13 protein-coding genes are annotated in these 11,971 nt (G+C 66.6%); 6 read left to right on the forward strand and 7 right to left on the reverse strand.

From position 1 onward, the window contains the following. The first annotated feature begins 279 nt into the window (after window positions 1-279). A complete protein-coding gene (locus ACZ3ZD_RS28515; RefSeq protein WP_467403097.1) occupies window positions 280-1,635 on the forward strand; it encodes an FG-GAP and VCBS repeat-containing protein in 1,356 nt (451 codons plus the stop codon). Between the two features lie 403 nt (window positions 1,636-2,038). On the opposite strand, the gene ACZ3ZD_RS28520 is transcribed toward ACZ3ZD_RS28515, so the two are convergent. Continuing rightward, entirely contained in the window at window positions 2,039-2,218 is a 180-nt protein-coding gene (locus tag ACZ3ZD_RS28520) for a hypothetical protein (protein WP_467403100.1), read from the reverse strand. Between the two features lie 216 nt (window positions 2,219-2,434). Continuing rightward, a complete protein-coding gene (locus ACZ3ZD_RS28525; RefSeq protein WP_467403104.1) occupies window positions 2,435-2,872 on the reverse strand; it encodes a hypothetical protein in 438 nt (145 codons plus the stop codon). Window positions 2,873-2,970: 98 nt separating this feature from the next. Between ACZ3ZD_RS28525 and ACZ3ZD_RS28530 the strand changes: the two genes are divergently transcribed. Both ACZ3ZD_RS28530 and ACZ3ZD_RS28535 read left to right on the forward strand, forming a co-directional pair. Further along, window positions 2,971-3,096, forward strand: coding sequence for a hypothetical protein (locus ACZ3ZD_RS28530; RefSeq protein ID WP_467403107.1), 126 nt, complete (start codon window positions 2,971-2,973; stop codon window positions 3,094-3,096). Between the two features lie 174 nt (window positions 3,097-3,270). Further along, a complete protein-coding gene (locus tag ACZ3ZD_RS28535) occupies window positions 3,271-3,495 on the forward strand; it encodes a hypothetical protein (protein ID WP_467403109.1) in 225 nt (74 codons plus the stop codon). 121 nt (window positions 3,496-3,616) lie between these two features. Here the strand turns inward: ACZ3ZD_RS28535 and ACZ3ZD_RS28540 are convergent, their stop codons facing one another. The 5 genes from ACZ3ZD_RS28540 to ACZ3ZD_RS28560 form a co-directional block, all read right to left on the reverse strand. Beyond that, complete coding sequence (locus tag ACZ3ZD_RS28540) at window positions 3,617-3,832, reverse strand: hypothetical protein (protein ID WP_467403112.1); 216 nt, start codon at window positions 3,830-3,832, stop codon at window positions 3,617-3,619. A 316-nt stretch (window positions 3,833-4,148) separates the two neighbouring features. Beyond that, complete coding sequence (locus tag ACZ3ZD_RS28545; protein ID WP_467403115.1) at window positions 4,149-6,104, reverse strand: serine hydrolase; 1,956 nt, start codon at window positions 6,102-6,104, stop codon at window positions 4,149-4,151. Between the two features lie 122 nt (window positions 6,105-6,226). Beyond that, on the reverse strand, window positions 6,227-6,973 hold the full coding sequence (locus ACZ3ZD_RS28550; RefSeq protein WP_467403119.1) for a WhiB family transcriptional regulator: 747 nt from the start codon (window positions 6,971-6,973) through the stop codon (window positions 6,227-6,229). A 466-nt stretch (window positions 6,974-7,439) separates the two neighbouring features. Next, window positions 7,440-7,787, reverse strand: coding sequence for a hypothetical protein (locus ACZ3ZD_RS28555; RefSeq protein ID WP_467403121.1), 348 nt, complete (start codon window positions 7,785-7,787; stop codon window positions 7,440-7,442). A 192-nt stretch (window positions 7,788-7,979) separates the two neighbouring features. Then, window positions 7,980-10,514, reverse strand: coding sequence for a helicase associated domain-containing protein (locus tag ACZ3ZD_RS28560; protein ID WP_467403124.1), 2,535 nt, complete (start codon window positions 10,512-10,514; stop codon window positions 7,980-7,982). A 287-nt stretch (window positions 10,515-10,801) separates the two neighbouring features. Here ACZ3ZD_RS28560 and ACZ3ZD_RS28565 point away from each other — a divergent pair, with 287 nt between their 5' ends. From ACZ3ZD_RS28565 to ACZ3ZD_RS28575, 3 genes are all read left to right on the forward strand, one after another. Beyond that, entirely contained in the window at window positions 10,802-10,996 is a 195-nt protein-coding gene (locus ACZ3ZD_RS28565) for a double zinc ribbon domain-containing protein (RefSeq protein WP_467403126.1), read from the forward strand. A gap of 56 nt (window positions 10,997-11,052) precedes the next feature. Then, window positions 11,053-11,346, forward strand: coding sequence for a hypothetical protein (locus tag ACZ3ZD_RS28570; protein WP_467403128.1), 294 nt, complete (start codon window positions 11,053-11,055; stop codon window positions 11,344-11,346). A 90-nt stretch (window positions 11,347-11,436) separates the two neighbouring features. Next, window positions 11,437-11,604, forward strand: coding sequence for a hypothetical protein (locus ACZ3ZD_RS28575; RefSeq protein WP_190201688.1), 168 nt, complete (start codon window positions 11,437-11,439; stop codon window positions 11,602-11,604). The last annotated feature ends 367 nt before the right edge of the window (window positions 11,605-11,971 follow it).

An 11,971-nucleotide genomic window follows, 5' to 3' on the forward strand; every position in this document is an offset into this window, starting at 1 on the left:
AATACGCTCCCTAGGTACCGCACCGCCCGCACAGCCTGCCCGGTGCGCCGCGCGGTCGGCGCGCACACCCCCGCCCTCGTGCCGAACGGGGGAGTGGTGCTTCTGCGTCAACGTGCAACCTTTCGGCCCCCTTACTGGTCTCTTGTTCGGTGGACCCCCCGCGTCACTCGGGAGACTTTCAGCGAACGACGTGGGCCCCGGAGAACCAGCGGCCGCGCCACCCCGTGCGCCTGCCGATTGAGCCGCCTGCCTGCGCGATCACAAGGAGCCCCGACACTCATGCCCGTCCGCACAACGGCTACGCTCGCCACCTTCGTGGTAGCGGGCTTCATCCCCCTCGCTCTGCCCACCGCGGCAGCGAGCGCCGCGCCCGCGCGGCACGGCGACGACTTCAACGGCGACGGGTACCGCGACTACGCGTACTCGAGCTTCAGCGCAAGAGGGGGCGGCGGTGTCACCGTGGTCTTCGGCACGGCAACCGGGCCCGGCCCCAAGCAGCAGCGCATTACTCAGGCGAGCCCTGGCGTGCCCGGATCCGACGAGGCCGACGACATGTTCGGCGAGGTGCGGGCCGCCGCGGATTTCGACGGCGACGGTTACGGCGACCTCGCGGTGTCAGCGACCGGCGAGAACCATTTTCAGGGCGCCGTGACGATCCTTTGGGGGTCCCCCTCCGGACTGTCCACGGGTACGGCCCTGCCGAACAAGAACCCGGGTCGTAACAACTACATGGGCAAGGACCTGGCGACCGGCGACTTCAACGGGGACGGCAAGCAGGACCTGGCCGTCATCAACGAGTCCATGACCTACGTCTACCGCGGCCCCTTCAAGCGCACCGGTACCACCGGCACCGTGACCAAGCTGGACAAGACATCGTCCTTCTACGCCGCCGCGCTGATCTCCGGCAAGGTCAACGGCGACAAGAGAACCGACCTCGCGATCATCGGTGACGTGGTCAGCCGCGAATACATCGCGTCCGACGTCTGGTTCATCAAGGGAGGCGCGAGCTCACTCACCCCGGGCAAGAGCCTTCGCCTGGAGTCGGAATCCGGCAACGGCGGCAGCTCCGAACGCGGCGGCGACGGTGTCATCGCCGACTTCAACAAGGACGGCTACGGCGACATCGCCGTCGGCACACCCCTCTACTCGAAGCACAAAGGCCGAGTCAGCGTCTGGTACGGCTCGTCCGCCGGCCCGTCCCGGAGCACCCGCCTCACCCAGTCGACCAGTGGCGTCACCGGATCTCCCGAGAACCGGGACGGATTCGGCTCATCCATTTCGGCGGGTGACGTCAACGGCGACGGCTACGCGGATCTCGCGGTCGGCGTGCCGGGCGAGGAGATCGATGACCACGAGTACGCGGGCGGCGTGCACATCTTCAAGGGGCGGGCGGGAGGTCTGACCGGTGCCGGCTCACAGTGGTTCGCCCGCAACACCCGAGGCGTCCCGGGTGCGTTGACGGCCGACGAGCAGTTCGGCGGCCTGGTACGGCTGCGCGACACCGACGGTGACGGAAAGGCCGACCTGTACGTGAGCGGTGCCGGCGCTCTGCGGCTGCCCGGTTCAGCCGGCGGCATCACCACCGCGGGCGCAACGGAATACCACGCGGCACCCATCGACAGCTTCCTGCAGTGATGTGGCGTAGCTGACTCGTGTGACTGCACCGCTGCTCCCGGGCCTCGCTGATCAACTGCTCGATCCGGGAGCGGTGTTCGGCGTCCACCGTGGCCCGCCACCGGGTGCCCGAGCCGCCCGACTGCTGGGCGGCCCGCCGTGACGCGCAGCTGGCCGGCCATCGTGGCGGGCTGCTGCTCCCGCCTCAGCCGCCACGGATCGCCCCCGTCCCGGCGGCCCGGCCTCACGGCGGCGGGCGCGCACCAGCGCCCCCGTGAAGCCGTGCAGCGGACTGTCGTGGTCGGCGGCGATCTCAGGCCCCAGCCAGGCGCGGCCCACCCGCTCGCCCATCCGGCAGCAGAACACATCAGCGCCCCGAGCCCGAGGCCGCGTCCCCCGCTTGCCTGCCAGGCCAGCTCGGCCGTCATCGGCCGGCTCCAGCAGCCTGCGCCACCGTCACCACCTCCGGGAAGATCGCCGCATCCCGGCCCGCGATCCGCCACCGCTCCAGATCCTTGTCCGCGTTGCCGCCCGCCAGCCGGTGCAGACGGTGCGGCCAGATCTCCTCCTCCCGCCAGTGCAGGGCCTCATCCCAGCTGTACAAGGACGGCAAGACCGAGTGCTCCAGAGTCGGCGAGGTACGCCAGCTCCGTATCACCCCACCGCGATAACACCCGGAAGCCATGACCACCCACACGCTCACCCAGCAGCTCGCCGCCCACATCCGCTCCAGGCTCGGCGACGGCCCATTCCTCGCACCCGGCGGCTGGGCTCACATGGGCGCCGTCATCTGCGACGCCAGCTTCCAGGCCCGTCGCAACTACGCATCGACCATCCGCCCACGCATACTCCACCTACAGACGGCATGGCCCGACGCCAACACCGTCCGCGGATTCCGCGCGCGACTGGCCACCGAAGACCTTGCCGCCGTCATGAACTTCAAGGCCCCCGCCGGGTCGCGACCGCCCACCACATCGCCGAACTCCGGGCCACCCGCGGAGTCGACACCCGCGACGACCTCCACGCCTGGCTCGAGGTCCCGGACAACCGGGCCGCCCTGCGCACCGTCAACGGCGTCGGACCGAAGACCGTCGACTACATCGGAAACCTGGTCGGCCGGTCCCAGATCGCCATCGACACCCACCTGCGCGCCTTCGCCGCTCAAGCCGGCATCGTGTGCCTGACCTACCACCAACTGCGCACTGTGTACGAAGCCGTCGCCACCCTGCTCGGCCATGACCGGGGCGCTCTGGAACATGCAGTCTGGCGCCACAGGTCACAGGCTCGCTGACGCTGGTTGCCTTACCGCGGGCGAACAGTGCTCTGTGGTTCACCTTCGGGCACCTCCTGACCGCGGTGGCCGTCGCCGGCTTTCTGGTGCCGCCGCACGGCGTGGCCCTGGCGGTCCTGTTCGGCGGGCTGGTGTTCATCCCGGAGGCCCTGACCGCGGTGTTAGTACGCCTCGCCCTGGCCACCGCCTGATCCCACCGGCGCCCTGAACCCGCCCCCTGCTTCTCTACCGCGGCCTCGCGCCGGTGCGGTGCCCTGACGGAAAACCCCAGGCGCCCCCGACGGTATGCGCATGTACCAGCAACCATCTGGTGGCATCACGCGAACTATCAGCTCCACCGTGGGGGCCAGATGAACCGCGCCATCATGACCACGCTCGCTGCCAACGCCCTCGTCGCCACACCCACCGTGTCCAAGGCGTCCAAGGCGTCCGACCCGGTCGCCGTCGCTGGCATCCCGGCCGCGCCCACCGACCACGCCCGAACCGACCTGCTGGCCGCACGGCGCAAGGTGAACCCCGCCCTGGTCGCCGACCCCGGCAACAGCGTCCACTGTCAACGTCCCGCCACGCTCCCGCGCGGCGGGACGTGAGGACGCCGGGCCCGTAGCGATGGTCAGTCGCGCCCGCGCTGCTTGATAGGACGGAGTCTGCGGGCGCTGGAGCGCCGGGACTGCCTCGAGGAGTGCTGCTTCACATCTCACCAGTCCCCTCTCACCTGCGGGCGGCGGCGGTCACGGCGGCCGCGAAGGCCTCCAGCAGCCGCCGGCCGCCCCCGCCGACCGCGTACACGGCGGCACCGATCGCTCCGCACCCGCCGAGGAGGACGAGCACTTCGCGCACCGGAATACCGGCGAGGGCAAGCCCCACGCCGAGCAGCGGGAAGACGCTGACGCCGCACGCCTGCGCGGCGCTTGACGGTGAACCCACCCAGGAGACAGTCTTCGGTCCCCGCTTTCCAGATCGGCGAGTACTTGTGGCCACTTGGTCCGACTCCTAGAAGTGAGTATCGACGCTCACTCTCTGAGGCCACGAGATCCTGTTAGGAGCTCTTACGGCCCGCATTCCGACACTACACTGAGAGGGCGGGCCGTAGGCAATTGACGCCTACGTGGTATCGCCCGGCAACCTCCGCGAAAAGGCAGTCACGCACGGGCGCGTGTACCGCCCCCCTGGGCGCCCACAGGTCCCGGTGCAGTCCGAATCGGGTCCAGCACGCCTTTGAACGGCTTTTCCGCTGGGGTCATCAAAGCCAATGATCCACCTCGTCACGAATGGTCCACATCAGGTTGTCAAGCCCCGCCACCGTGTCCTTATCCTTTGGATTCTTGTCTTTTGGTTCGACTCGCCGAGTGTTCATAACAGCAACCCAACAGAATTGGTCTCCTGTGCGCACCAGGATGGCGGACGTCCCTGGCAGGCTCCCCGTGTGCCACCACGTTGACCCTTCGCCGCCGGCCCGCTTCACGTTCCAGCCCATGGCATAGTTCCCGGGATTGGGGGGAGTCGAGTCGTCAAACAGTCCAGATGGGCTAGTCATGTAAGCAAGCGTGTCGGAGTCCAGGATGTCGGGAACCGTGGGGAATCCGTCCGCATGCAGGGCGAATTCAAGCACTTCCAGGGATGATCCCAGCCAGCCACCATGCGAATCCATGCGACTTACGGGAATCCCGTAGGGGTCTGCCCCGTTCTTGTCGTAGTAGAAAACCTCTCCCGATTGCCGCTCCGCCTTTGTGTTATGGGCTATGGACATGTATTGAACTCCGCATGGCGCCAGGATGTTATCCTGCACATATTCTTCGTAGGTTTTTCCTGTCACCTTTTCAATTATGCGCCCGAGTACGCAGTAGCCGAAGTTTGAGTAGAGGAACTTAGTACCCGGAGAATAGTCCAGGGGTCGATTGGCCAGCACCCATCGGATGAGGTCCTGCTGATTCAATTCGGGATGGATGAACATCGGGTCGTTGTTGTCGTTGCGCCAGCCGCCGCACGAATGTTCCAGAAGATGTCGGACGGTGATATTTTCAACGCGAGAATCTGCAGGAACGCCAAGATCTTTGAGGTGGCCATTACTTCCGAAAACCGCATCTTGCGCTGTCATGCGATTCTCTGAAAATAGCTTCCCAATGGTCATCGCAGTGATCGGCTTGGAGAGGCTGGCTATGCGGAAAAGACTTGCGCTGGTCACCCTCGTATTATGGGGGACGTCAATCGAGCCATATCCGCCTGTAGGAACGTCGGCCCAGCCAAACCCTCCCGTGTATACGATCTGCCCATTTTTTGCTATTGCTAGAGACATGCCCGGAACGTCAAAGTATCGCATGAATTCGTCAACCAGAGTCGGAATAACGGTGCCCGCTTCGCGCTTTTCCCAAATTGGACAGAATTGTTGCGTGCGGACTCCGCTTCGACCGGCCGAAGATCCACCCAAGGAAACCAATCGGAGACCGCCAGCCTTCTGTTGATCGACTTCGGTCTTCAGTGCTCCAGCGTTTAGACCATAGCGTGCCGTCCACGGGCGACCGTCGGAATGAGTCCAGACCGACGTGTACATCACGCCGCCCCCTACAGAATCCTGAGTTGGGATCCCAATGTTTCGGGTGGCCCTATAGTGGACGTGATCGTAACCGTCGAATATTCCCTGATAGCTGGTGTCGAATTGCGGATGAATCCATTCCCAGGAGGAATCGTATCCGGCCAAGGGCCACGCCTCCCGAACGGTTGCGCAGAGAGTTTGGGCCGATCCTCCACTGGCGAACCCGCTAAGGTCGACCAGCTTCCAACCGATCAGATCGGGGTCACTGTGGACGTGATGATACAAATTCGCAAAGTCAACTGTGTGATATTCCCGTGATAGCGGCAAGTCCCTGGCTATCTCCCAAATGGCGGCAAAGTAAGCGTGACCTGCGACATTGTAGCCGTTAATCCGAACCGGTCGATAGTTTTTCCCCTTCAATTCATTGAGCTTGTCTTGAAATTCATCGAACGGCATTTGATAATCGCTCACTTGACTGTCGGATGACAGATGGGACCGCTGCCAAATCGCGGCATAGCGGGCTTGGCCGCCAACTTCATAGCCGCATAGGTCTACGAGCCGGTATCCTCTAATGTCGACGTAGACGCTGAAAGCATCACGATATTCACCCTCTGTGAGATCCCAATGGATGCCTGGGTCAGGATAATCACTAAGGGTCCAGCCCATGATCTCCACCTCTGCTGGAGAATGAGTCTCCGATACCAGCGCAGCAGGTGGGGGGAGTTGCCCCCGCCCACTGCTGATAAGACCACGGTCCTCTCAACCGGTTTTGTTGGCCGCTACAAACATCAAGCCGCTGCGACTAACCTCGACCGTTCCTGAGTCCTCGTCGGTTCGCTGAACGGGGACTCTGTGTTTGTGTGTCGCGGTCTTCTCGGGGTTGGGGCAGGGCGAGGGTCCGGCTCTCGCGTCGGATGGGCGCCGGGTTCCACTTCACCGGTGTGTGGTGGGGTGAGTCGTCGGGACGGTCGATGTGGCTGGTCAGCCGGGATTCGCCAGGGCGTGGAGCCTGACGATCGCGTGGCTGATGACGGCAGTCCACGGCCGTGCGTTGCACGACATGTCGTCCTCTGGCCGCCGCCGCGCACGGACACACGACTCATGCTGTATGCCACACGCCCTGTCTCCCCCGGTTCGCCGGGTACTGCGCGCGGCGGGAGCCGCGACAGGTGGAGCGGGGGAGCGTGCGTCGGCGCCGGTGCCCGGCATCGTTGGCCTAACTCGCTCGTGCGGCCTGTCTCGTTGTTGTGGTGTCTGGTCGCCGGGCTGGGTTCTGAGGTGGCTCGTCGTATGGCGCGGCGTTGGGCGGCGGTGGTGGCGCCCCAGATGCCGTCGTCCTCTCCGTGAGCGAGTGCCCAGGTACGGCAGTCGATGATCACGGGACAGCGGCGGCATATTGCCCGGGCCAGGGAGGCCTCCGCGCCCGGAGCCGTGAGGTCGGCGAGAGGGAAGAAGATCTCGGGGTCTTCTCCCACACAGGCTGCTTGATCACGCCAGTCGGACTCTGCCGGCTCTCCGCTTGATATGCAGGCCATGATCAACTCCCCTTCCGGGCCGCCTGCACGGCGAACGGTGACCACGGCGCTGGCAGCGCGGTGGTTCCGGCAGAGGTTTGGAGAATATTAAACGATTACGTCACATATGCGGTAGGGGGTCTGCTCCGGGTACTGCTGTGGAGTGACTGGCCCTGGTAACGGCGCAGCGTGGCGGCCGTGCGGGCGGCTGGGACCCGGATGCGAGCGGCGGGCAGCGCGAACACCTGCTCCGGCTCCGCACCGGCCCGCACCGCCCGCCGCCCCACCGACGCCCGCCGCCGCTGCGCCGCCACCACCTCCGGCACGCCTCGCAGAATTCAGGTGTTCCAGCGGCTGGTTCGCGTCCACGATCCCGCACAAAGCCACCGTCCATGTCGCACGCACACCCGCTCCCACCGCGGCGCGTGCCGCACCACCCGAAGAGCTGTCTCCGTGCGCCGGGCCGTGCACAGCCGGCAGCCGAACGTCACCGGACCGGCCAGCGCGCCGGCGATACGCCACAGCCCCGCCGGATCGCCATCCTCGGCGCGTAGCTTGGCATCCTCTTCCGCCAGGACGGCAATGCCCGCGCCAGCACGGCTTCCTCCACGCCGCACATGCCGGCCAGGAGCTGGCGTCCGGCCGCGTTCAGCAGCACCTCGGCGTCAGCCCGGGCGCCGCCGCCCTCGTGCCCAGGCGGATAGTTGCGCCACTTCCAGCACGCCCGCAGCACTTTCGCTTCCATCCCATAGTGGCTGGCGATGCGGCAGATCAGCGACGAGGTCGTCTCCCTCCGCAGGAGAGCGGTCCGCAGGAGGCCGAGGTTACGGATCACTCCACCACGGTCTCGTCTTCACCGCCCCAAGCGGACGCTTTCGTCAAGAGTCGCCGGGAAGAGAGGCCGCAGCATATTGCTTCTGCCAGTCGCGGGACCGCGCTTGATACGCATTGCGTACGCTAAATGTACGCTTAAGGTCCGAGTCGGCGGCGCAGCCGCTGCACCTGGGCCGCAAGCTTGTTCCCGCCGTCATGTCCAGCGCATGCCGATGGTGGAGAGCTGCTCGACGCGTTCGGGCGTGAGTGTGGCGGCTCTGGATCTTTGGTTGCTGATCCATGCCCCCAGCCGGAGCTCTCGCTGCTTCTGGTCCTCGCCGTCGTCCCCGCCCATCGTGATCCTTTCGGTGTGTTTGCGCGGTACTCGGAGGTGTCCCTCGCGTTCGTAGAACTGCCGGGCAGCAGCGAGGTGCATCGCCCATTTGTCGGCCTGACTCATGCGGGGCTTGGGCCTCTCGTCCTCGTCGACGGGCTGGATCCCGAGTATGTGTTCGCACAGCCATTGCTGGACGCCTGTGAGATTGTCGAAGCCGAGCCGTTGTGCTCGGACCCATCGGCCGAGGTCTTCGCCCTGGTACACGACCTCGCCGGGTTCGGTGGGGAGTGTGCCGCCGGTGTCGAGGTGCTGGCGGGTGAGGTGGAAAGCGCGTTGCCAGTCCACCGGCCAGGCGGGGCACCAGGCGGGGTCGATCTCCTCGAGCTGTCCACGCCGCTCGGCCGACAGCACCCAGGCCGACGTTGTCTTCACCAGCAGACCCTGCACCTGCCGTTGCTCGGCCTCCATGCCCCGGCGGGCGGCGGCCCGCGCGTTCTTCAGAAAGATCCCTACGCGGTAACCCTGGTAGGTGGCGTCCAGGGGTGCCAGGAGGTGCCCGTTTTCGGTGGCCCACCCACGTGCGGCGGCCAGGCCCTCCTCCCACGCAACGTCGAAGTGACTCCAGACCATGCCCAGCTTCTCCAGATACGCGATGCGGTCCTCGTCCATGTCCCCGCGGGCGTAGAAGCGCCTGGCGTCGGCGATCCACTGCCCGAGCGGGAACCCGGCGAGCGTGACCGGCCACCCCTCGGCTTCCGCCGCGTGGTCGTCGCGGCCGGGCACGCGGTACGTGAACGGCACCTTCAGGTCGCCATGAAGCCGGTGGTAGATGGCGGCGGCCTCGATGCCGCGCCGCCAGTGCTCGTGTTCGGGGTTGAGGACGCGGAGGTTGATGAACCCGGCCAGCTGCGCGGGGTCCCGGGGCGTGGAGAACCTCAGCAGGGCCTGGGCCGGCACCGACAAACGGTCGCTCCGGTCGCTCCCGGCTTCCTCGCCTGTCACCTCCCTGCGGCTCTGAACGCCCCTGACGCGGCTCTGGGCCTGTTGCTCGGCGAGCTGCTCCACCACTCGGGCGTCGTGCGCCCTGAGGGCTTCCAGGAGCTTGGCCAGCCCGCCGAACGCCCGGCTGGTGAGCATGTTGTCGGCTGTCTCGCCCGGCCCGAGCAGGACCGGCACGACCAGCGAGGCGATCTTGCCCTCGCCCGGCTGGATGCGCAGTGCGCGGCCTACAGCCTGGACGAGGTCGGGCATGGAGCCGCGTACGTCCGCGAAGTACACGGAGTCGCATTCGCGGGTGTCAACCCCCTCGCCGAGCACGCGAACGGACCCGAGGAACGTCTTCTCCACGACCGTGCCGTCAGCAGCGATCCCGGCCGCGAACTCATCGAGCACTCGACGCCGGTGGCCTGGCTTGTGGTCGCCGCACAGCCAGTTGGCCCAGACGGTACGCGGGTACAGCGTGGGGTCCGCCGCATGCAGCCGCTCGGCGACGCAGGGAAGACCGGCCGCGAAGGCCTCGGCCTCCTTGACGACATGGTGGAAGACGAGCGTCCTGCGGAAACCTTCCTCAGCCGAAGCCTTCACCAGCGCCGTCTGGAGCGCGGCGAGCCGGGCCCCACGCACCTGCTCGGATCGTGCGTCCTCGCCCAGGAGCTGGGCGGCCTGGAGCCGGGTGTCGGTGATGTCCAGGCACACCACCTGGTACGGCGCGCAGATTCTCCGGTCGATGGCCTCGGACAGCGTCAGCGTGTAGCAGCGCGCCCCGAACGGACTCTCCGAATCGTCCTCCATCGACGCGACCAGCTCACCCGGCACGCCCGGGGCAGCCTCCAAGTCGTCGTCCGGCTGCCACAGCCTCGGGGTGGCGGTCATGTAGAGCCGGCGCAGGGCGGGGATGCGGGTGTTGTCGTGGACGACTGCCCACGGTTTCCCGATCCGGCCCGAACACCGGTGGGCTTCGTCCACGACGATGAGATCCCACCCGGGAAGGCCGGCGGCGTGTGCGCGTTCCAGGGTGCCGAGCCCGAGGGAGGCGTACGTGGCGAACACGGTGACCTTGTCCCACGGCCGCGCCCAGGCGACCAGCTCGTCCACGTCCGTGGTGTTCGGGAAGGACGCCTCCGGTCCCCGCAGGGACGAGACCCCGATCATCGGCCCCCTTCGCCCGCCCTCGCGCCAGGCGGCCTCCGTCTGCGCCAGCAGGTCCAGCGAGGGCACGAGCACCAGCACACGACCCGCCTGCAGCTCCTCCGCGCTGCGCACGGCCACGAGAGTCTTGCCCGATCCGGTCGCCATGACCACCTGCGTCCGCAGCCCCCGTTCCGGCACAGTAGATCGTGCAGACAAGTCGAGCGCCCGGAGTACCGCATCCACGGCTTCACGCTGATGAGGACGAAGTTCTTTCACAGCCATCCGATCCATCCTCTCCGGCGGGCCGGACAACAGCTCCACGCACCCACACAGGCCAACCACCGCGTTCCCTAAGCGGATTGATCCGCAAGACCCCACCGCGACACCGGTTCCACGCCCCCGATGCGGCCACAGGGCACCACCTTCGAGCGGGCCACACACCTCACAGCTATGGAGCCATCTAAGTCCAGAGTCTATCGCAGCTGAAAAATGAAGCAGTCACCCCGGAGAATCGACACGGAAGCCACGGGTACTCCGCACTCATCACAGCCCACCGTCCGGGAGAGATCATGGAACAGAAGACCGAGAACCACCAAGGCAACCGGTTCTGCAAGGCCTGCGGCACGCCCGCCGAAGACGGGAAACTGTGCAACCACTGCGGCGCCGTCCTAGACCTCCCGGACAGTGCAGGGCTCATCGAAGACCAAGGGGCAGCCATTCGACGTGACTTCGAAGGACGCAGCCAGCAGCAAGAGCACAGGTAAACGAAACAGGGCGAACCCAGCCGCTGAACGGCGGGCACGGGGGTACACGGGCCGGCATGGCATCCACGACTGATCGCATCCTGTCCCTGCGGGCCGTGCGGCAGCTGCGCCGGGTCCGGACCTTCTACGCGGTGGCCGTCCTGGTGTGGGCGGCATCGACGGCCTGGACCGGCTGGCAGACAGCCGGAAGCCGGCAGATGTGGGTATCCGCCCTCCTCCTGGCCACCTTCACCGGCCTGCTGCTCACATCCTCCATATTGCTCCAGCGTGTCCAGACCGCGGTTTCGGCCGAACCCGCGCGCCACGCTGCACCACGGCGGGCGACCCGGCCACGCCACGCGCACGCCTGACTTACCGCTGGGGAAGGACCTGGAGCTCCCGGCGTCTGCGGGAGCGATGGCGGGGCATACGGGCTTCACCCTTTGTGGAAGGAGCTCGTCATGCTTGGCATAGTCGCGGCGGTGCTGTTCTTCTTCGCGTTTTTGATCAACGCGGCCGACATCAGTACCAACGATGCGTTTTCTTCGACGAACGTCATGCTGCTGGGGCTGACGGCTCTGGCTCTGCATGTGGCCGGAGTCGGTGCCGGCTGGGCCCGCAGACGCTGACCCCCGTGGGCGTGATCCGATGACAGACCGTCAGCAGATCACGCCCACGCCCCCTCATAGCCAGCTAGGCCCGCGTCAGCGGGCCCAACGGTTCTGGAGGCGCAGCCGGAAGAGCCGTCAGGCGGGGGAGCGCAGCGGATCCGCCGATCAGGCTGGAGCGAAGCGCAAGCCGATCGGGACGTAAGTCCCCTCCGCTTCGGGAGCGCAGCGGACGGAGCGTCATCCTGCTTGCGCAGCAAGCAGGATGAGCGGGATGCGTAGCATCCCGCCAACGCTCCCGCGGAGCGGGAGCGTAACCACCGCGCGCAGCGCGGTGGTTCGCTTGCATCGCGCGCAGCGCGATGGATCGGAAGAGCGTCGGGGAGGG

Source organism: Streptomyces sp. NPDC023481 (genome assembly GCF_055560195.1).